Genomic DNA, 19,497 nt, shown 5'->3' on the forward strand with positions numbered 1-19,497 from the left:
TCGGAGGTTCTCCCTGGCAGCGGGCTTTAAGCACCTGAATCCACGATACATATCGTTTCATAAAAGGAGGGTATAGATGCGTTCCAAATTGAAAACCATGCTGCTTGCCTTCACAGCGACCGCGCTCACCGCATCGCTTATCATCAACCCGCAAGCCTCCTTGGATGCGTCCATACGCGGATTGGACATGTGGTGGGGCGTCGTATTTCCGTCATTGCTTCCCTTCTATATTATGGCCGAGCTCCTGATCGGCCTGGGTGTCGTCCATTTTATCGGTGTCCTCCTCGAGCCTCTTATGCGTCCGCTGTTCAGATTGCCTGGAGTCGGCGGATTTGTCTGGGCCATGGGCATGGCATCCGGCTTCCCCTCAGGCGCGAAATTGAGCGCCCGCCTGCGGCAGGAGAAGTATTTGAGCAGGGTGGAAGCAGAACGGCTTGTTTCCTTTACCAATTCATCCAACCCGCTTTTTATATTTGGCGCGGTTGCGGTCGGATTTTTTCACGACCCGGCGCTTGGTGTCATTTTAGCCGCATCCCATTATCTCAGCAACTTTTTAGTCGGCCTGCTGATGCGCTTTCATGGCCGAAAGAAGGATGGATCGGCTGATAAGCGCCCGCCTTCCTTTTCTGTCAAGCAAGCATGGCATGCACTGCACACAAAACGCCTGGAGGAAAAACGGCCTCTCGGAAAGCTGATTGGCGATGCCATTACCTCCTCCATTCAAACACTGCTCATGGTCGGGGGTTTTATCATTCTATTCTCAGTGCTGAATAAAATGCTTACCGTCGCCCATGTAACCGAAGCGGCCAGCTCCGTAATCCGCCATGTGCTGCAGATGGCCAGACTGCCGGAAAGCTTCAGCATCCCTGTTTTTTCCGGAATGTTTGAAATTACCTTGGGCAGCCAACTGACAAGCCAGGCGGCGAGCGGTTCCTTGCTGCAGCAAGCCATGGTCGTCAGCTTGATTCTGGGCTTCAGCGGGTTTTCCGTACAAGCGCAGGTGGCCAGTATTCTGGCTGATACAGACATCCGCTTCCGTCCTTACTTTATCGCCCGCATCATGCAAAGCATTCTTGCGCCTGCCTGCACCTTTCTGCTGTGGAAGCCGCTGTATGAGAACACACAGACGCTTCATCCGGGCTCCGGCGTACCTGTGTTTTTGCCCCAGCCTGCCCTTTCGGACGGCTGGCAGGCCATAAACGCATACGGCCCCCTTTTCACACTCATTTGCCTGTATCTGTACTTGTTCCTGCTGCTGCACAAAGCCAGCAAACGCTAAAAACCCCGTGGCTACGGGGTTTTAAATTTTTGCTTGAGTGCCGTTTCCACTGCCGGCGGAACAAGTCCGGAAACGCTTCCGTGGTATTTGGCAACCTCCTTGACAATGCTGGAGCTGAGAAAGGAATATTGGTTGTTGGTCATAATGAAGAAGGTCTCCACGTTCTCCTCAAGTTTCCGGTTCATAGCCGTAATCTGCATCTCATACTCAAAGTCTGAAACAGCCCGCAAGCCGCGCAAAATCGCACTGGCCTTCTTTAAGCGGGCATATTCCACAAGAAGACCCTTATGTACATCTGCTTTTACGTTCGGTATGTCCTTCGTCACTTCTTCAATGAGGGCCAATCGCTCCTCCACCGTAAACAACGGCTGCTTAGAGGAATTATTCATAACCACCACATAGATTTCGTCAAACACTTTCGCGCCGCGCTTGATAATATCAAGGTGCCCCAATGTAATAGGGTCAAAGCTCCCCGGACAAATTGCTATGCTTCCCATTCATCCCCCTCGCCTTCCTCATGCTCATAAATGGAAATGGCTGTAATCCCATAATTCTCATATCTTGTGCGCGCAAGCGCCCCAATCCGGTCGGGCAATGTCTCCTCCACTGCATGTTCAGCCATAATGACTGCTTGCGGCTGCAGCAAATCATGCTGGTCCATGATACCTATTAAAGCGGCAATCTTTTGCCCCTTGTAAGGCGGGTCCAGCAGCACAAGGTCGAAACGGATCCCGCGTTTTACCAGCGCCTTCAGCGCCCGCTCCGCTTCATTCCGGTACACTTCGGCAAACTCTGTCAGACGGCAGGATTCCAAGTTCTGGCGGATTGTCTGGACAGCCTTCATATCCTTATCCACAAAAATTGCCTTCTCCATACCGCGGCTCAACGCCTCAATGCCAAGTCCTCCGCTGCCGCCAAACAAATCAAGGACTGTCCCGCCCTCATAATAAGGACCAATGATATTGAATATGGACTCCTTCACCTTGTCTGTAGTCGGACGCGTTCCGGTGCCGGGAACAGCCCGAAGCGGATGACCCTTGCATTTCCCTGAAACAACTCTCATCTTTTTCACTACCTTTTTCCATTTATCTGCTCTAATCCTAACATAAATCAACAAAAAGCAAAACAATTCGCGCTCCAGAAAATTTGCATAGAGTATGTATAAGACCTGTCCAAATGGGAATAAATAAGGTAACAACATCACTCCGATGTTGTTGCCAACCGCGGAGAAGACTTACGTTTCCCCATAAGTTCTTCCTCCGGTTTCTCCTCTCCCTTTGCCTTCTTGCCGGCTCTGCCGGATTAAGAAGGACCCTGCTGATGCAGGGTTTTTTTATTGCACGAAAAGCGAAACCGGCTGTTCAGCTCACAGAACCTCCCCGGGCACCCTGCCTAAACTCGCTCTTTTGCAGCCCCCTGAAACATGGTACAGTAAACGGGAGGAGGAATGCATGATGATTCAACGTTTTATTGAACTTGGCGAAGGCTACTCTGACCTGTATGAGCTGCTGGAGCAGGCAAAAGCCAACCGGCATCGCCTTGCCCATATGCTTGTGTTTGAAACGGTAAAGGACGGAAAAGCTGTCTGCTCGGCAGCCGTTGTCCTGCACCCGACAGCGACAGGCAGCTTTCAGCCAATTTATATATGCCGGGAAGGAATTCCAAATGAGGAAGGAAAGAAGAGCAAGCGCTTGGAGCTGTTTGAACAAACGGCAGTGGAACTTGATAAGCAGGCAGTCGCCTTTCAGGTCAAGCCGTCCACAACCTTTGCCGAACGCGAGCTGTACTACAACCACCTGATTGGCATCCTGCGCATGAACCGCTTCATCCCGCCTATGCAGTAGAAAAGCGCAAACAGCCGTTTAGCCATCCGAAGGGAGAACCCGCCCCTTGCAAGAAAAAAGCCTTCGCTGATGCGGAGGCTTTCATTCTACCTTATAGTCATATTCCTTGGCGCGGTCCGGCTTGGAATTCTCATACTCCGTTTTCAGGAATGGACGGTAGGACTTCTCCACCCTCTTCACGAACGGAAACTTCTTCAGTTTCTCTGCCAGCGCATCGGCCTGCTCCATATCGCAGTACAGCACAACATATTTAAAGCGCTTGGATATGTAATGTATATTGCCATGCTTGCGCAGCAGTTTTGCATGTTTCAGCGAATGCAAATAGACGATAATGCCTTGTCGTTGTCCAAACACCTTCCCAATCTCCTTTTTTACTTCTATATATAATCTAGTCTCCCCATTTATCGGCGGATTCGCCGCTGCACACGTACTTGTCTCTCCTTTATTGTACAGGAAAGCAACAAAAAATGCATGAGCTCAACGGCAATTCTCCATCTTTTTTACGAAATTTGGAAAGAAAGCTGCTTACATCCAATATATGCAGGCTGCCGGCCGCATAAAAAAAGACGGGGCTGATTTCACCCCGTCTTTTTGCAACCGCATGAGCCGCCGCTGCCGCATCCGGTTCCACAGCTCATGGAATCAAAGTATGGGTTTCCTGTCGGCACCTTAACGGCTGGGGAAATCTCCCTGCCCAGAATGACACTCACTTCGTCAAGCAGCTTCTGCATGGCATTTTCCGCCTTCTTAAAAGCCGCAACAGCTTCATGCACATCCAATTCCCGCTTCAATTCGCGGATTTGCCGCGTAACAGCCGAAAAGTCAGGATGGTATTTACCAAAGCGCTGTACCTCTTCATAGCGCTCCTTCATGCCGGTAAAACGGGCAATCAGGGATTGTGCCTCCTGATCCTGCCGCAAACGGTTATAGCATGTTCTATATTCAACAGCTTCCTCCGACTGGACAATGATTCGCGCGAGATGCTCGGCTTCATCCAGCAGAAGAACGCTCTCCAATGTTGCAATCATCATAGCGGACACCTCCGAGTCACTATCATACCATACTTGGACGAAAACAGCTAATGTCTGCTGTTAAGGCTCACACCTGAATATGGTCAGCAACATTATAACGCAGGATGCTCCATTCCCCTTCCTGCAAACGCACATAGTTCGCGCAAGCATTTTCCAGCGGTGTACGAAAATGCACCTCATCCGGAGCAATGGCATGCAGCATGGCCTTGATGGCATGAGCATGGGCCACAATCACAATTCGCTTGCCCTGATGCTGCCGGGCAATATCACAGAGAGCGGCAAAGCAGCGCTCTACAATTTCCTCCTCGGACTCCATATCGGCTACTGTTCCAGCTGCTATGGAATCCCTGACCTCCATTGTCGGCCTGCCGGAGGCTGCGCCAAAATTCCGTTCTATAAAACGCTCGTCCAAATACACCTCATCCATGCCAATTGCCGCTGCAATGGCTTGCGCTGTCTCGCGGGCGCGCCCCAGCGGGCTGCTGACCACTATGTCCCAGGACTCCTGCCGCAGCAGATCGGCACTTTGTGCTGCCTGCAGCCGGCCTGTTTCATTCAGCGGGATGTCCTCGCGCCCCTGAATGATTTCCTGCAGATTCCAATCCGTTTGTCCATGCCGAACTAAACAAATTTCCGTCATGCTCAAGCTCCTTTTACGGTGTAGTCGTTCCCTATTGTAGCAGAACTTGTGCATGACGGGTATCATTTTAGCCTCCGGTATTCTGCTGGCGCATATATTGAAACATTTCAAGCATAATAGCCGCCATGGACAGCTGATTCTGGAATTTGTTCACTTGATCCGGAATGGTTTTTCGATAATATTGCAGGGCTGCCAGTTCAAAATCCTCCCTGCCGCTGGGGTCGCGGGAGAGCTTGCGGTACCAATGCGGCTGCTCCCGGATAAACCGCTGCAGGTCCTCCTTGGATTGCACAAACTCCATCAATTCCCTTCTCATAAGGGACCTCCTTAGTCCTTTTGAAAAAAGAACGGATTATTTTGCTGCTGCTGCTGCGGTGCCGCTTTATTCCCTTGGAACTGCTGAATGACCTGCTGCACGCTGCCAATTGCACTTGTTACGCTTGCAAGGTGTGTCTGCAGCTGATCCATGTCAATATTTTTTATAAATGTCATCATTTGCCCCATAAAGCCTGGTCCGTCTGCATTGCCCTGGGCGGCGGCTGCAGTCGAAGCTTCTCCTTCCGGCTTATAGGCATTCCACATTTCATCGCTTTCTCCAAGCAAATACCACTCTTCGTAAAACTGCTGCCACGTTTTCGTGCCGCTCCGTACTTCCTGGATCAGTTTCGGATGCTTGCGGACAAACTCCTTGAACTGCTGAACGGAGGGATGCTGCTTTTTCTTCACTCCCATTGTTTCTCACCCCGTAAGAGCATAATCTCGTGTGCACATGATGTATGCGCCCTTATACTACATTGTAGAATGCGGGACATTGTATGGTTCGCCCATTTTCCAAAGCATCACTGGGCTGCTGCTGATATAGTATGCAAAGCGGGGGAAGAGTGCTCCTGTGAGAAAAACGCAGCAGCAAAGCCGCAGCTGCTCAGGCGCCCCAAACAGAAAAAGCCTCGTGTGCACGAGACATTTCCTTGTTTATTTCTGGACAAAGTTTTGGGTGTAGTATTTCTCAAAAATTCCGACACCAAGCCCGGTGAATTGTTCATTCAGTATATTTTTGCGGTGACCTTCGCTGTTCAGCCAGCCATGGACAGCCGCGATACTGTCATTGTAGTTGGAGGCAATATTTTCTCCAGCCATCTTAAAGGTGACACTCCCCCGCGCCAGCCGGTCTCCCAATGTCCCTGCAGTAGGCGAGACATGCGAGAAATAGTTGGCCTCCTTCATATCCTTGCTATGTAAGTAAGCAACCTGTGCTGCCCCTTCGTTCCATGACAAAAGCGGCAGACCATGCTGTGCACGCACCACATTCGTTAAGTCCAGCACCTGCTTGGCAGAGGCTTCCTCCACCAGCTTTTGCTGATTGGCATCCAAAGCACCCGGTGTTACCAAGTCTCCAGAATAAATCAACTGATAAGGTCTCAGCTTCAAAAGCGTTTCGTCATCCATATAACGGACACCCATCAGCTGATGAGTGAACTTGTCGAAGTACAGCTGCGCCCATCCATGTTCCAGCGAAATGAGCGGCTGCTCATTGATTTCAGTTTCCGACAGCTCAAACTGGTAGCTCCCTTTGCCGTACTCCAATGCCACTTCATAAGAAAATGGCGCCAAGGCATAAATGTCCACATACTTTTGGCCGATATAGAAAGGAGACACATTGGAGTCCTTGCCCCCGGCATAGATGGTGACCACCTTGTTCTGTAGAATTCCCAACTGCATATAATGGGATGGGTCCTGGTTGTACACCCACCAATCGTAATTATATGAGGATGGCTCAATACGGGCAGGCTCCCCGAAGGTGGAAAGAATCGTTTCCGGATCGCTTCCAAGCAAGTGCGACAGCGCTTGGGGCGAAGTTTCCTCCACCTTATGCTTGGGGGTGGACAGCGCAACCTTCTTTTCCTTTTCTGAACCGGATAAGTACTGGGAAACGAGCAACTTACCGTATAAATCAATAAATAGAATGAGGACGGTGAGTCCAAGAATTAACAACAGCTTTTTCAGACGACAACCTCCTTTGCTGCTCTACGGCATGGTCGGCAATTCGTACAACTAGTATATGTGGAATACTTTCACTATATCATATTTCCGCACAGAACGCAGATAGTCCGATTCCTCCTTTTTTTCATTGCACTTTCATATTATTCGTACTATTATAAATCTAGGAAAAACTTTACTGTATGAAGGGGGATATAAAATGAAGCTGGAGCATACGGGCATCGAGGGGCAAGTTGTTGATTTCTCTCTCTTGACTGAAGCAATGAAAGAAAACGGTTTCGTTCACGCTGGACAATGGGATTATGAGCGCATTACATACGATTATAAGTTTGAAGTATTAGAGGATATCTACTACTTGCGCTTGCGCGGCTATGCTGTTGAAGGGGACATCGGCAGCCGCAAAGCAAAAATCCAGCTGCTTACACCGCTTCTCGGCAAGCACTACTATCCGCACGGTGTAGAATACGGGGATGGCGAAACATTTCCGGAAAGCGTCGTAAAGAAAAGCAAGCAACTGCTGCAAAATGTTGCAGATGCACTTGCTGCACTTCCAAATATAGACTGATACTCACCAGGCAAGGAAACCTTTTCCTTGCTTTTTTACTTTTCAGCACACATTCCCGCCACCTGAATATTAATCATTTGTACAGGCAAGCCCGTCAAATCTTCCATTTGCTGTTTCACATACTCCTGCAATTCCTGGCATGCTTGCAAAATGGATATCTGCTTTCGAAGAGCGATACGAAGGTCGATGCTCAAGCCCTGCCCGTTTTGTACCACCGTCACACTGCCCTTCCTTCTTCTCATCCGGTCCGGAACCATTTGAAACTGGCTCTGCTTCTCCTCCATGATGACATGCACCAGCTCCACCAAAGTGCGCTCCATTCGCCTGCCCCCTTTTCTGCAGTATATGCACCATGCCCATGTAGGGTACATCCAGGGAAAGCCTTTTGGCCTTGTTCCGTTGCGGAACAAGATTGCCTCACAGAAAAAAACCGGGGAATCCCCGGTTTTTTTAAAATCCCAGTACCGCCTTAATGACAGATGTCGTTTCACCGCCCTTGTACACCACATACAAAAGAGCATACACAACTGTCCCGGTGGACGCACTCAAAAACCAAATAACACTCGTAATTGGACCAATTTTCCGATGCTTGGACAGCTGATTTTTGTAGCCTGTCCACAAATTGACGATGCCGAACACCGCCCCGACCGTAGCCAGGAAAATATGGAAAAACAGGAAGCCATGATAATATATCTTATACTCGTCAGGGCCGCCAAAGCTCGTGTTTCCGACAAAAACCGTGCGGGATGCATAGATAACAAAGAAAGACAAAGCAAATACTGCCGCCCAGAACATCGTTTTCTTGTGTGCCTGCACCTGCCGCTTGCTGATTTGATACCATCCGACAGCAACAAGAAGGGCACTGATCACGATACAGGTTGTACTGATAGTAGGAAGAATCTCAAGATGCATAATGGTCACTTCACTTTCTCAGAGTTTAGTAAGTATGGAGGAAGCTGCGGCATTTCCTGCTCACGCTGCCGCTCCTTCTTCACCCAACGGAAAAATACGTAACCAATAACAGTGCCGTACATAATTTCCTGGAAAATTTTCATAATGACGCCGCCCGTCTGCTGGTCCTCTACAACCGGCATCCAGTGCAGAAAATCCGGCCCCGTAATCCCCAGGGATGACAGGGTTCCTGCAGGCACGCACAACTCCATCGCCTGCATCCATGCCTGCGGATCTGTGTACGTAGCAAACAGAGGTTTACTTGCAAAGATAATAAGGGCACATGCTGGTGTCAGCAACATTCCATTCGCGAACATATAGCCGATTTTTTGAATATCGGTCAGAGATTGATAGGCAGGCAGCGGATTTAGAACAGGCCACCACATAAGCAATGCACTGATGAACATGACAAACAGAAACAGCGGGTGCCCCCATTGGCTCTGCTTCATCGGGTCAAACACAACTGGAATGTGATAGATGGAAAACATACCATTAAACACGAAAAGGGCAATAAGCGGGCGCCCCAGCGTGTTCAGCACCAGCTGCACACCCCGATATGAAATGATATGCTGGAGCAGCCATTCCGGCATGCCGAGCAGCAGCAGAGGCGGCACCACGGTGTACAGCACAGCCATTTCCACCATATGTGCACTAAAGATGATATGGCCCAACACATCAATCGGACCGCCTTTGGCTAAATACAAGAGAACGATGCCAGCAGTGAAATAAAATACTTGCTTTCCGCTTACCTTCTCCGCATTGGGAAACCGTGACCGATACTTCCCAATAATGAGAAAGTAAGCAACGAGGACACCAACCATAAACAGCATAAACACAGGGCTCCACAGTGCTTCAAATCCGAAAATCCACAAGTTGCTCATGAACTCGCCCCCTTTTTCTGAAAGAAACAATGGAAAGAGAGGATTGATATGGAATCAATCCTCTTCTTCACTTTTTACCACCAAACGATTGTCATGAATGCCAAAATTGTGATCAGACCGACAGCAAGGCCGGAATACAAGAACAAGCTTGGCGCTTCATGTCCCTTATGATTCATGTGCATGAAATAGTACAGCTGGAAAATCACTTGCACAACTGCCAACAGGAGGATGAACGGCACGGTGAATACCGGAACGAACGTTTTTGGATAAGCAACAGCCAAGAACGCCAATACCGTCAAGAAAATCATTAAAGCAAAAGAAGTGACATGATGCTTCATTTCTTCAGCGCTTTTCTTTCTGCGGTATGCAATATCAGCTGCGGAGTACGCAGGAGTTGTTTGCTTTGTCGCCATTGATTACCCCACCTTTCCCATTAAGTATACAACTGTGAAAATGAACACCCATACTACGTCAATAAAGTGCCAGTACAGGGATGCCACATAGTACTTCGGTGCAGTATATAAATCCAACCCGCGTCTTGCATTACGGATTACAAGCGTGGAAATCCACAGCAAACCGAACAATACGTGGGCACCATGCGTGCCGACCAATGTATAGAAGGCAGAACCGGCAGCGCTGCTTCGCATTGTAAACTTAAATTCATGCACATAGTGATTGAATTCGTAAATCTCCAAGCCAAGGAAGCCGGCACCGAGCAGCAGTGTCAGAACAAGCCAGAACTGCATCTGTCTGAAGTTGAAGTTCTTCATATGATACATGGCGTATACACTTGTCAAACTGCTCGTCAAGAGAAGCATGGTAGCTGTGAACACAAGCGGCAGTTCAAACATTTCCTGTGTTGTCGCACCGCCGTTTGTAGAGTTTCTCAGTGCAAGGAATGTTCCGAAGAGAGAGGCGAACAGCACCGTCTCTCCTCCAAGGAACAGCCAAAAGCCCAGGAATTTATTCTTGCCTTCAAGGGTCGCTTTTTCAGGCGACGCAGGGAATGTTTCGAGAGTCAATTTTTCCGGTGCACCCATTATGCCGTAACCCCCTTATCATCATCATCCAAATCTTCCTTATGAATGTGGTAACCGTGGTCATCAATGATAGAGCGCAGCAGCATGCAGCCAAACGTAATGGCCAAGCCAATCAAGGCCACGGCCATGAACATTTTGTTTGCACCCTTCTCCATGTACATTGCGCCGAATGCGGCAATGAACAAGCCAAGAGACATCACAAATGGCAGGAAGGAAGAGTTTGGCATATGGATGTCGCCGACAGGCTCCGCAGGTGTTACCCCTTTGCGGCCTTCCATCTTTTCAATCCACAGTGTATCCAAACCGCGTACAAATGGGAGCTGCTTAAAGTTGTACTCCGGTGTTGGCGCTTCAACAGCCCATTCCAGTGTACGTGCATCCCAAGGGTCACGTCCGGCAGCCTTGCCGGAGACGGCCGTTTTCACTACGTTCACAAGCAATACGATTGTAGCGACTGCCATGAACGCTGCGCCAATGGAGCTGATCAGGTTGCCAGTCTCCAGGCCTTGGCCCGGCAGATACGTAAAGTAACGGCGCGGCATGCCCATCAAGCCCAGGAAGTGCTGGATAAAGAATGTCAAGTGGAAGCCGATAAAGAACAGCCAGAATGTAATTTTGCCAAGTGTTTCATCCAGGATGCGGTTGAACATAAGCGGCCAATAGTAGTGTGCGCCGGCAAACAGTCCGAACACCACGCCCCCTACAATAACGTAGTGGAAGTGCGCAACTACGAAATAGCTGTCATGGAACTGATAGTCAGCTGGGGCTGCCGCATTCATAACCCCTGTTACCCCACCCATAACGAAGGATGGAATGAAGGCCACCGCATAAATCATTGGTGTTGTGAAACGAATATTTCCGCCCCACATCGTAAAGAGCCAGTTAAAGATCTTAATGCCGGTCGGAACTGCGATTGCCATTGTTGCAACCGCAAAGATTGCGTTTGCAACCGCACCCATGCCAACGGTGAACATATGGTGCGCCCATACCATGAAGCCCAAGAAACCAATCAGCACTGTTGCAAATACCATGGAAGAATATCCGAACAGACGCTTTTTAGAGAAGGTTGCAAAAATTTCAGAGAAAATACCGAACGCCGGCAATACAAGAATGTATACTTCCGGATGTCCGAAAATCCAGAACAAGTGCTCCCAAATAATCGTGTTTCCGCCAAAGGCAGGGTTGAAGAACTGTGTACCGAACAAACGGTCCAGCATCAACAGCGCCAAGCCGACAGTCAGCGGCGGGAACGCAAATAGAATAAGTGCAGATGTCACAAAAGCTGTCCAGGTAAACATTGGCATACGCATATATGTCATGCCTGGAGCACGCATGTTAATGATGGTAACGAGGAAGTTAATGCCCCCGATCAGTGTTCCGATACCGGAAATCTGCAGACCAAGAATGTAGAAATCTACACCATGGTTCTTTGCTGCCAGTGTCAAGGATGCGTAGGATGTCCAACCCGCATCAGGCGCGCCGCCCAAGAACCAGCTCATGTTCAGGAACAAGCCGCCGAAGAAGAACAGCCAGAAGCCAAGTGCGTTGACAAACGGGAATGCAACGTCACGCGCACCGATTTGCAATGGCACAACTGCGTTTAAAAATGCAAATACGAGCGGCATGGCTGCCAAGAAAATCATTGTTGTTCCGTGCATCGTCAATACCTGGTTGTACTTATCCCCCACCAGGAAGTCATTGTTTGGTACAGCAAGCTGATAACGGATAAAAAGCGCTTCCAGTCCGCCGATGACGAAGAACAGTCCGCCTGCAATTAAATAGAGGATCGCGATTTTTTTATGGTCTACTGTCGTTAAGTAGTCCCAAAGCACGCTTTTCTTTTTTGCTACAGAGCTCACGTTTTTACCTCCCCCTCGTGATTTTTCTCCCTTTACTGCCCAAGTTTCAAGCTTTCCAAGTATGCAGCCAGCGCATCAATTTGCTGATCGCTCAGCTTGCCGTACTTATTTGTCATCAGGTTGCCTGGTTTCATGCTTTCAGGATCCTTCAGCCATTTCTTCACATTCTCTTCTGTGTTGTCAGCAATGCCGGCCACCATATCACGGTCACCGAAGTTCGCCAGGTTTGGCGCAATCCGCGCTGCTGCCGGGCGGGCGTCTTTTGCATCCACTGCGTGACAGCCTGCACAGCTTTGCTGGAAGACCTTCTGTCCATCCTGCACACTTGCCGCAACAGATTTGCCATCCTGCTTCTGCATGGCAGCCACCCAGTCTTTGTACTCGCTTTCATTCAGTACTCTCACTTTGAACTGCATGAGCGCATGTGAAGGTCCGCACAGCTCCGCACAAAAGCCGTTATATGTGCCGGCTTTGTCAGCCTGAATCCACATTTGGTTGGCATTATCCGGGTTTGTGTCCATTTTCCCCGCCAAAGACGGCACCCAGAAGGAATGCTTAATATCGGCACCTTTCAGGTTCAAGTACACTTTTTTCCCCGCAGGGATGACAAGGTCTTGAGAAGTGATAATCTTCTCGCCTTTGTAAGCAAACTCCCACCAGTACAAACGGGCAGTTACATCCACTACGGATGTCCCTTCATCCAAAGTCTTTTTGTTTGCCGCTGACACGTCAGCAAGCTTGAACGTATACGTGACAGTTGGCACAGCCAGAACCAAGAGCAAGAGAATCGGAATAACAGTCCAGATAACCTCCAGCTTATGGCTTCCCTCCACCTGCTTTGGAATAACGTTCTCCTGTCCTTTGCGCTGGCGGAACCGTACGATTACATATAAGAAAATCGCAGTTACAACCAGGACCACCAATACCATGATTGAGGTGGACAGAATCAGCAGATCGTATTGCATTTTTGCTGCTTCACCTTGCGGAATCAAAGTAGATTGAAAGGCTTTACCGCATCCCCCTAACAGTAAAGCAAGCAAGGAAACGAGCGAAACCAGTCGCCACTGTTTCTTCATTCAAACAAACCCCACTTTCTTTGTTGATTAGATTTAGCTTTATAAGAACTGTAAAGTAAATCCCGTAGTTGAAAATTTCCCCTATTACAAATAGTCAGACTGTTACAGCCAAAAAAAAGATAGTATGTAAAGGCGGTTTACCGGAGTAAAGCCGCCTCGTCTCTTATGTTAAAACAACGTAACCGCAATCATTGAAACAAATAAAATGGTCAGGTAGTTTAAAGAATAGACAAACATCTTCACCGACCACTTCACATCATCGGCAGAGCGGTAGCCGTACAGGCCAAGCGCCAGCCATCCGATGTTCAGAACCGTTGCCAGCACCATGAACACCGTGCCCAGTGCATGCATATAAAACGGCAGCGGCAGGAGACAAATAATCCAGATCATAATCTGGCGTTTTGTCATCTCAAAGCCGTGCACAACCGGAAGCATAGGAATGCCGGCAGCCCGATATTCCTCCACCCGCTTCATGGCAAGCGCCAGGAAGTGCGGAATTTGCCAAATGAACATCAGCAGGAACATCATCCATGCCACAAAATCCAAATTGCCGTCAATCGCCGACCACCCGATCAGCGGAGGCACCGCGCCGGATATACTGCCCACCACTGTGTTCAGTGTGTACATTCTCTTTGTCCAAAGAGAATACAGCACAACATATGTGAACGTGCCGATGAATCCAATCATCGCCGCCATCGGACTGGCCAGCAGCAGCAATCCAAATCCGATCAGCAGCAGCAGAAGGCCGAACGTGAGAACGAAGCTGCCCTTGTATTTCCCTGTTACAGTTGGCCGGTTCTTCGTCCGCTCCATTAGATGATCAATATCCCGGTCGATGTAATTGTTTAAGCTGCAGGATCCCGCAATAATCAATGAGGAACCAAGCATGGTGAAGATCATTTTATCCCACGCACTCCAAAAGCTGATGCCGTTAAAATGGAGCGCGAGCCAGAAGCCAGCAAATGTTGTCAGCGCATTGGAATTGACAATGCCCATTTTGACGAGTGCAAATAAGTCCTGCTTCCACGTGGTGCTGACTGCCGCTTCGGCAGCTTGATCATGCAATTGGCTTGTTGCTTGACTCACCCTATTCAGCCCCTTTCCTTATGTTTTTTCTGTGCTTGCTTATATAAAAAGCCCTGTCGTTTCCCTATTTATATAGCAATATTATTACAGTAGAAATATTGTTTTGTAGGTTTGCTATCCCTATATACAACTTTCTCGACTATATTAAATCATATTTCATGTAGAATTTGTGAAGAAACCTTGAACTTTTTGTGTCACTTGCCCGGAAAAAATTTTTGCATTCCCATCATATCACGAAACGCAGTAACCCTATAAACATTTTGTCAGATTCCGCATATTTTTGCAAGGGGCATACGCATACTTTACCTCTTCTTACATAAAATCCCGTCCAATCCCCTGTTCCATGCCTGTTTTTTCTACAAATTCGACATTTGCTTCCCATGCATATTTCTTTGCTATTTCATTGCTTTTTATATATCATAGGACTGTGACAAGTTTGGGATGCCGCGCTTCGTTGCGCCATAAACCAAAATATACTGACATAACTTCACATAGAAAGCAGGTGAACAGGTTGCAACGCCTACTGAAACCATTATCAGTTGTAACCAGCTTTGTTCTTTTATTGGTCCTTCTTGGAGGAGCATTGGTAACCAAAACCGGGTCCGGCCAAGGGTGCGGCAAATCATGGCCGCTTTGCCACGGCAAGTTCATGCCTTGGCCGCTGACAATGGACACCGTAATTGAACTGAGCCATCGTCTCGTATCCGGGTCCGCCGCCATTCTGGTTCTGCTTCTGTCCGCTTTGTCCTGGCGTTATTTAAAACACGTACGGGAAGCAAGACCGCTGGCAGTCATCTCTTTCCTGTTCCTTGTGGCACAGGCGCTGTTCGGGGCAGCTGCAGTTGTATGGGGCCAATCGGCCGTTATCCTGGCTTTGCACTTCGGAGTGTCTCTCATCTCCTTCGCTTCTGTCATTTTACTGACACTTCTGATCTTTGAGGTGGACAAGAAATTTGACGCCCACTCGGTTGTGCTGGATAAGAAAATGAAATTCCATATATACGGCGTCACCATTTACAGCTATCTGGTCGTATATACCGGCGCTTTGGTGCGGCACGCCCGCGCAAGCCTCGCCTGCCCGGAGTTTCCGGTGTGCAGCAGGGCAAGCGCATTTCCGACACAATATCATGAGTGGGTGCAAATGGGCCATCGTGCCGCAGCCCTCAGCATTTTCATCTGGATTGCTTACGCCACCTGGCTGGCTGTGCGCTACTACAAAAATCAAAAGGTCGTATACTGGGGCTGGATGACAGCATTGATCCTTGTGTCCTTGCAGGCTTTCTCAGGAGCCATGATCATCTTCACCGAGCTGAACCTGTTTGTAGCCCTGATACATGTAATCTTCATTTCCTGCCTCTTCGCCGTGCTTTGCTACCTTGTCATGGTGGCGACACGCGGGCAGACAGGGGCGCGCAAAACAGTGCCGGTTAAAAAAGAAAAGCAATCTGCCTTTACTGCAGAAGCTCTGTCTGACTAAGACAGGGCTTTTTCCTCTCTTATAGTTTACACTGCGCCAAACAAGGAAAACCTATCCAATTCTTACGATTTTTTGTTAAGAAAAGCGAAACCGGCTGTTCAGCTCGCAGAAGGGAGGTTCCTGGTCCTAAAAGGCGCTCTTTGCCTTTTATGAGGGTTCTCCCTGGCAGTGAGCTAGCCGGCCCAACTGGACAATAAAAAGCGGAGCCGGCTCGTTCAGCTCACCTGAGGGAGCTTCAATGACACAAGAAAGCCGCTCCGGGGAGCGGCCCATTCTTATTTCTCCAGTTCGATAAGCAAATCGCCAGTTTGAATGGCGTCGCCATCCTTTACATAGACTTCCTTCACAATCCCGTTGAACGGCGCCTGAACAGTCGTCTCCATCTTCATAGCCTCTGTGATGATGATGGTATCGCCCTTCTTCACCGCATCACCCGGCTTGATAAGCGCCTTGATGACCGTGCCAGGCATTGTCGCATTAATGTGGTTTGGATTAGACCGATCCCCTTTCACACGCTGTGCCACAGTAGACTTCACACTCTCATCCTTCACCAGGATTTCACGCGGCTGGCCGTTCAGCTCGAAATACAGCGTACGCATACCATCCGGCTGCGCTTCCCCGATCGACACGAGCTTCACAATCAGCGTCTTTCCGCGTTCAATCTCCACTTCCACCTCTTCGCCAAGACGCATGCCGTAGAAGAAGGTTGGTGTATCCAGCACAGATACATCGCCGTACGCTTCCGCAACCTCCTGATAATCCATGTATACCTTCGGATACAATGCATAGGAAAGCAGGTCAAAGGCTGTCACCTGGCGCTTCAGCTGATGGAACAATGTTTCCTGCAAGGCATTAAAATCAACAGGAGGAAGCAGCTCCCCCGGCCGGACCTTAATCGGTTCCTTGCCCTTCAGGATAATACGCTGCAGCTCGCGCGGAAAACCGCCATGCGGCTGCCCCAAATACCCCTCAAACATTTCCACAACAGAGTCCGGGAAGTCCAGCGTCTCACCGCGCTCATAGATATCCTCCTCGGACAGATGATTTTGGACCATGAACAGCGCCATATCTCCCACCACCTTGGAGGACGGCGTCACTTTCACGATATCGCCAAACATATCATTCACACGGCGGTACATCACCGTAACTTCATCAAAATGGTCCCCAAGACCGACGGCTTTGGCCTGCTGCTGCAGGTTGCTGTATTGGCCGCCCGGCATCTCATGCATATACACTTCTGTATGCGGGGCATTCATGCCGCTCTCGAAGTGGGAGTAGTATTTACGCACATCTTCCCAGTAGTGGGACAGCTGATCCAGCGCCTTCGCATTCACAGCCGGCTGCCGTTCCTGGCCCTCCAGAGCATAGAACAGTGTGCTTGCGCTCGGCTGCGATGTGAGTCCCGCCACGGAGCTCATGGCAACATCCACAATATCCACGCCCGCTTCCACCGCTCTTGCATACGTCAGGATGCCGTTGCCGCTCGTATCATGCGTGTGCAGATGGATTGGAATCGAGACAGTTTCCTTCAGGGCGGAAATCAGATCATAGGCCGCGGCCGGCTTTAACAGCCCCGCCATATCCTTGATGCCCAGGATATGGGCGCCTGATGCCTCCAGCTCCTTCGCTATTTCCTTATAATAGTTCAAGTCGTACTTGCGGCGCAGCGGATCATGAATATCACCCGTATAGCAGATGGCCGCTTCCGCCAGCTTGCCGCTTTTCCGCACTGCATCAATGGCAACACGCATGCCTTCCACCCAGTTCAAGCTGTCGAAAATGCGGAATACATCAATGCCGGCATGTGCGGATTGCTCCACAAACTTCTTGATGACATTGTCCGGGTAATTCTTGTAGCCAACCGCATTGGAAGCCCGCAGCAGCATTTGGAATAGAACGTTCGGCACATCCTGCCGCATTTGCAGGAGGCGCTCCCACGGATCTTCCTTCAAAAAGCGGTACGCCACATCGAAGGTTGCGCCGCCCCACATTTCCATGGAAAACAAGTTCGGCAGCAAACGGGCAGTAGGCTCAGCAATATGCCTTAAATCCTGTGTTCGAACCCGCGTTGCCAAAAGGGACTGATGCGCATCACGGAAGGATGTATCTGTCAGCAGAACCTGCTTTTGCTCACTGACCCACTTCACCAAACCATCTGCTCCGCGCTCGTCCAGAATGCTTTTCGTTCCGGCCGGCGCCGGTTCTGTATACTTCACCTTCGGCATGCGCGGTTCGCGGAAAATCGGCTTCTCCTTCTTTCCGACACCGGGAAAGCCATTTACCGTAATGGAACCGATATAGTTCAGCAGCTTTGTCCCGCGGTCCTTCCGTTTCGGGAACATGAACAACTCAGGCGTGGAATCAAGGAAGGATGTATCATATTCGCCGGAGAGGAAGTCCGGATGCTTGACGACATTCTCCAGGAACGGGATATTTGTTTTAATGCCGCGGATTCGGAATTCCTTCAGGTTTCGGTCCATCTTGGCCGCCGCCTGCTCAAAGGTTAGTGCCCACGTTGTCACCTTGACCAAGAGAGAGTCATAGTATGGTGTGATGACCGCACCCTGAAAGCTGTTCCCCATATCCAAACGCACGCCAAAGCCGCCGCCGGAACGGTACGCCATGATTTTTCCGGTATCAGGCATGAAATTGTTTAATGGATCTTCCGTTGTGACACGCGATTGAATGGCAAAGCCATTTGTACGGATTTCCTCTTGGTACGGAATGCCCACACGGTCGCTGTGGAGCGCATATCCATCCGCCACCAAAACCTGCGTCTGCACAATATCAATGCCTGTGATCATCTCCGTAATCGTATGTTCTACCTGCACGCGCGGGTTTACCTCAATGAAGTAAAACTCGTTCCCCTTGACCAAAAACTCCACTGTGCCCGCATTGACATAATCCACATTTTTCATCAACTTGACAGCAGCTTCACAGATTGCCAAGCGCAACTGGTCCGGCAGAGACACGCTCGGCGCCACCTCCACGACCTTCTGATGGCGACGCTGCACAGAGCAATCACGCTCGTATAGATGGACGATGTTGCCTTGCTGGTCACCGATAATCTGCACTTCAATGTGCTTTGGATTTTCCACAAACCTTTCTACATATACCTCATCGCTGCCAAAGGCTGCTTTCGCTTCGGACTTCGCACGCTCGTAGGCTTCCTTTACTGCCGCTTCATTGCGGACAATGCGCATGCCGCGGCCCCCGCCGCCAAGTGCGGCTTTAATGATGATTGGATAGCCGTGCCGCTCTCCGAACGCCTCTACCTCCTCCAGGCTCCGCACCGGGCCATCGCTACCCGGGATCACCGGAATCCCTGCTGCCTGCGCCTGGAAACGCGCTTTCACCTTGTCGCCAAACATATCTAAATGCCTGCTTTTTGGACCGATGAAGATAATCCCCTCTTCTTCGCACCGTCTGGCAAAATCAATGTTCTCAGACAAAAAGCCATAGCCGGGATGAATGGCATCCACCGCGTTCCGCTTGGCAATCGCGATAATTCCCTCGATGTCCAAATACGCATCAATCGGCTTCTTTCCTTCTCCCACAAGGTAGGCCTCATCTGCTTTATAGCGATGATACGAGCCTGCGTCCTCTTTGGAATAAATTGCGACTGTGCGAAGACCAAGCTCCGTACAGGCGCGGAATACACGGATTGCAATTTCGCCGCGGTTCGCTACCAAGACCTTTTTGATATGCTGCAGCTTCTTCATGAAACATTCCCCCTCTTTCAGCCGCTTTATAGGATGAAGCATACTTTT

General features: G+C 49.7%; 21 protein-coding genes. 4 read left to right on the forward strand and 17 right to left on the reverse strand.

The annotated features are described in order from the left end of the window. Positions 1-76 precede the first annotated feature (76 nt). Positions 77-1,279: a sporulation integral membrane protein YlbJ gene (gene ylbJ, locus NK662_RS17210; protein ID WP_254760180.1), complete on the forward strand. Its 1,203-nt coding sequence runs from the start codon at positions 77-79 to the stop codon at positions 1,277-1,279. An 11-nt stretch (positions 1,280-1,290) separates the two neighbouring features. Here ylbJ and coaD read toward each other — a convergent pair whose 3' ends face one another. Together coaD and rsmD are read right to left on the reverse strand one after the other, a co-directional pair. Continuing rightward, positions 1,291-1,776 carry a pantetheine-phosphate adenylyltransferase gene (coaD, locus tag NK662_RS17215; protein WP_254760181.1) on the reverse strand — a complete coding sequence of 162 codons (486 nt, stop codon included), beginning with the start codon at positions 1,774-1,776 and terminating at the stop codon, positions 1,291-1,293. Then, entirely contained in the window at positions 1,764-2,342 is a 579-nt protein-coding gene (gene rsmD / locus NK662_RS17220; protein ID WP_254760182.1) for a 16S rRNA (guanine(966)-N(2))-methyltransferase RsmD, read from the reverse strand. The genes coaD and rsmD overlap by 13 nt, the downstream gene beginning before the upstream one ends. A gap of 391 nt (positions 2,343-2,733) precedes the next feature. Between rsmD and NK662_RS17225 the strand changes: the two genes are divergently transcribed. Continuing rightward, a complete protein-coding gene (locus NK662_RS17225) occupies positions 2,734-3,123 on the forward strand; it encodes a DUF7147 family protein (RefSeq protein ID WP_254760183.1) in 390 nt (129 codons plus the stop codon). 81 nt (positions 3,124-3,204) lie between these two features. Here NK662_RS17225 and NK662_RS17230 read toward each other — a convergent pair whose 3' ends face one another. From NK662_RS17230 to NK662_RS17255, 6 genes are all read right to left on the reverse strand, one after another. Continuing rightward, the gene (locus NK662_RS17230; RefSeq protein ID WP_254760184.1) at positions 3,205-3,477 is read right to left on the reverse strand and encodes a YlbG family protein; all 273 of its coding nucleotides are present in this window, start codon (positions 3,475-3,477) and stop codon (positions 3,205-3,207) included. A gap of 224 nt (positions 3,478-3,701) precedes the next feature. Then, entirely contained in the window at positions 3,702-4,154 is a 453-nt protein-coding gene (locus NK662_RS17235; protein WP_254760185.1) for a YlbF/YmcA family competence regulator, read from the reverse strand. A 67-nt stretch (positions 4,155-4,221) separates the two neighbouring features. Next, the gene (locus NK662_RS17240) at positions 4,222-4,794 is read right to left on the reverse strand and encodes a histidine phosphatase family protein (protein ID WP_254760186.1); all 573 of its coding nucleotides are present in this window, start codon (positions 4,792-4,794) and stop codon (positions 4,222-4,224) included. Between the two features lie 67 nt (positions 4,795-4,861). Next, entirely contained in the window at positions 4,862-5,110 is a 249-nt protein-coding gene (locus NK662_RS17245; RefSeq protein ID WP_254760187.1) for a YlbE-like family protein, read from the reverse strand. A gap of 11 nt (positions 5,111-5,121) precedes the next feature. Then, on the reverse strand, positions 5,122-5,526 hold the full coding sequence (locus NK662_RS17250; RefSeq protein ID WP_254760188.1) for a YlbD family protein: 405 nt from the start codon (positions 5,524-5,526) through the stop codon (positions 5,122-5,124). A gap of 240 nt (positions 5,527-5,766) precedes the next feature. Then, the gene (locus NK662_RS17255) at positions 5,767-6,798 is read right to left on the reverse strand and encodes a CAP domain-containing protein (RefSeq protein WP_254760242.1); all 1,032 of its coding nucleotides are present in this window, start codon (positions 6,796-6,798) and stop codon (positions 5,767-5,769) included. A 193-nt stretch (positions 6,799-6,991) separates the two neighbouring features. On the opposite strand from NK662_RS17255, the gene NK662_RS17260 reads away from it, so the two are divergent. Next, a complete protein-coding gene (locus NK662_RS17260; protein ID WP_254760189.1) occupies positions 6,992-7,357 on the forward strand; it encodes a YugN family protein in 366 nt (121 codons plus the stop codon). A 35-nt stretch (positions 7,358-7,392) separates the two neighbouring features. Here the strand turns inward: NK662_RS17260 and NK662_RS17265 are convergent, their stop codons facing one another. The 8 genes from NK662_RS17265 to cyoE all read right to left on the reverse strand — a co-directional run bounded on the left by NK662_RS17265 (position 7,393) and on the right by cyoE (position 14,250). Continuing rightward, on the reverse strand, positions 7,393-7,677 hold the full coding sequence (locus NK662_RS17265; RefSeq protein ID WP_254760190.1) for an Asp23/Gls24 family envelope stress response protein: 285 nt from the start codon (positions 7,675-7,677) through the stop codon (positions 7,393-7,395). Between the two features lie 130 nt (positions 7,678-7,807). After that, complete coding sequence (locus NK662_RS17270) at positions 7,808-8,269, reverse strand: DUF420 domain-containing protein (RefSeq protein ID WP_254760191.1); 462 nt, start codon at positions 8,267-8,269, stop codon at positions 7,808-7,810. Between the two features lie 5 nt (positions 8,270-8,274). After that, positions 8,275-9,189 (reverse strand): cytochrome c oxidase assembly factor CtaG, encoded by a 915-nt coding sequence (gene ctaG, locus NK662_RS17275; protein WP_254760192.1) that lies wholly within the window; start codon positions 9,187-9,189, stop codon positions 8,275-8,277. A 74-nt stretch (positions 9,190-9,263) separates the two neighbouring features. Then, a complete protein-coding gene (gene ctaF / locus NK662_RS17280) occupies positions 9,264-9,602 on the reverse strand; it encodes a cytochrome c oxidase subunit IVB (protein ID WP_254760193.1) in 339 nt (112 codons plus the stop codon). A 3-nt stretch (positions 9,603-9,605) separates the two neighbouring features. After that, positions 9,606-10,229, reverse strand: a complete 624-nt coding sequence (gene ctaE, locus NK662_RS17285) for a cytochrome c oxidase subunit III (RefSeq protein ID WP_254760194.1) — start codon at positions 10,227-10,229, stop codon at positions 9,606-9,608. Then, positions 10,229-12,088 carry a cytochrome c oxidase subunit I gene (gene ctaD, locus NK662_RS17290; protein ID WP_254760195.1) on the reverse strand — a complete coding sequence of 620 codons (1,860 nt, stop codon included), beginning with the start codon at positions 12,086-12,088 and terminating at the stop codon, positions 10,229-10,231. Before ctaD ends, ctaE begins: the two co-directional genes overlap by 1 nt. Before the next feature lie 32 nt (positions 12,089-12,120). Then, positions 12,121-13,164, reverse strand: a complete 1,044-nt coding sequence (gene coxB / locus NK662_RS17295) for a cytochrome c oxidase subunit II (protein WP_254760196.1) — start codon at positions 13,162-13,164, stop codon at positions 12,121-12,123. A gap of 168 nt (positions 13,165-13,332) precedes the next feature. Beyond that, entirely contained in the window at positions 13,333-14,250 is a 918-nt protein-coding gene (gene cyoE, locus NK662_RS17300; RefSeq protein WP_254760197.1) for a heme o synthase, read from the reverse strand. 511 nt (positions 14,251-14,761) lie between these two features. On the opposite strand from cyoE, the gene NK662_RS17305 reads away from it, so the two are divergent. Further along, positions 14,762-15,727 carry a COX15/CtaA family protein gene (locus NK662_RS17305; protein WP_254760198.1) on the forward strand — a complete coding sequence of 322 codons (966 nt, stop codon included), beginning with the start codon at positions 14,762-14,764 and terminating at the stop codon, positions 15,725-15,727. A 275-nt stretch (positions 15,728-16,002) separates the two neighbouring features. On the opposite strand, the gene pyc is transcribed toward NK662_RS17305, so the two are convergent. Next, positions 16,003-19,449 (reverse strand): pyruvate carboxylase, encoded by a 3,447-nt coding sequence (gene pyc, locus NK662_RS17310; RefSeq protein ID WP_254760199.1) that lies wholly within the window; start codon positions 19,447-19,449, stop codon positions 16,003-16,005. Positions 19,450-19,497: the final 48 nt, after the last annotated feature.

The organism is Ectobacillus ponti (assembly GCF_024294785.1).
Taxonomy (GTDB): Bacteria; Bacillota; Bacilli; order Bacillales; family Bacillaceae_G; genus Ectobacillus; species Ectobacillus ponti.

Bases quoted from the DNA above. Each gene is read 5' to 3' on its own strand.
- ylbJ (WP_254760180.1), top strand. From the start codon at position 77: ATGCGTTCCAAATTGAAAACCATGCTGCTTGCCTTCACAGCGACCGCG.
- coaD (WP_254760181.1), bottom strand. From the start codon at position 1,776: ATGGGAAGCATAGCAATTTGTCCGGGGAGCTTTGACCCTATTACATTG.
- rsmD (WP_254760182.1), bottom strand. From the start codon at position 2,342: ATGAGAGTTGTTTCAGGGAAATGCAAGGGTCATCCGCTTCGGGCTGTT.
- NK662_RS17225 (WP_254760183.1), top strand. From the start codon at position 2,734: ATGATTCAACGTTTTATTGAACTTGGCGAAGGCTACTCTGACCTGTAT.
- NK662_RS17235 (WP_254760185.1), bottom strand. From the start codon at position 4,154: ATGATGATTGCAACATTGGAGAGCGTTCTTCTGCTGGATGAAGCCGAG.
- NK662_RS17240 (WP_254760186.1), bottom strand. From the start codon at position 4,794: ATGACGGAAATTTGTTTAGTTCGGCATGGACAAACGGATTGGAATCTG.
- NK662_RS17245 (WP_254760187.1), bottom strand. From the start codon at position 5,110: ATGAGAAGGGAATTGATGGAGTTTGTGCAATCCAAGGAGGACCTGCAG.
- NK662_RS17250 (WP_254760188.1), bottom strand. From the start codon at position 5,526: ATGGGAGTGAAGAAAAAGCAGCATCCCTCCGTTCAGCAGTTCAAGGAG.
- NK662_RS17260 (WP_254760189.1), top strand. From the start codon at position 6,992: ATGAAGCTGGAGCATACGGGCATCGAGGGGCAAGTTGTTGATTTCTCT.
- NK662_RS17265 (WP_254760190.1), bottom strand. From the start codon at position 7,677: ATGGAGCGCACTTTGGTGGAGCTGGTGCATGTCATCATGGAGGAGAAG.
- NK662_RS17270 (WP_254760191.1), bottom strand. From the start codon at position 8,269: ATGCATCTTGAGATTCTTCCTACTATCAGTACAACCTGTATCGTGATC.
- ctaG (WP_254760192.1), bottom strand. From the start codon at position 9,189: ATGAGCAACTTGTGGATTTTCGGATTTGAAGCACTGTGGAGCCCTGTG.
- ctaF (WP_254760193.1), bottom strand. From the start codon at position 9,602: ATGGCGACAAAGCAAACAACTCCTGCGTACTCCGCAGCTGATATTGCA.
- ctaE (WP_254760194.1), bottom strand. From the start codon at position 10,229: ATGGGTGCACCGGAAAAATTGACTCTCGAAACATTCCCTGCGTCGCCT.
- coxB (WP_254760196.1), bottom strand. From the start codon at position 13,164: ATGAAGAAACAGTGGCGACTGGTTTCGCTCGTTTCCTTGCTTGCTTTA.
- pyc (WP_254760199.1), bottom strand. From the start codon at position 19,449: ATGAAGAAGCTGCAGCATATCAAAAAGGTCTTGGTAGCGAACCGCGGC.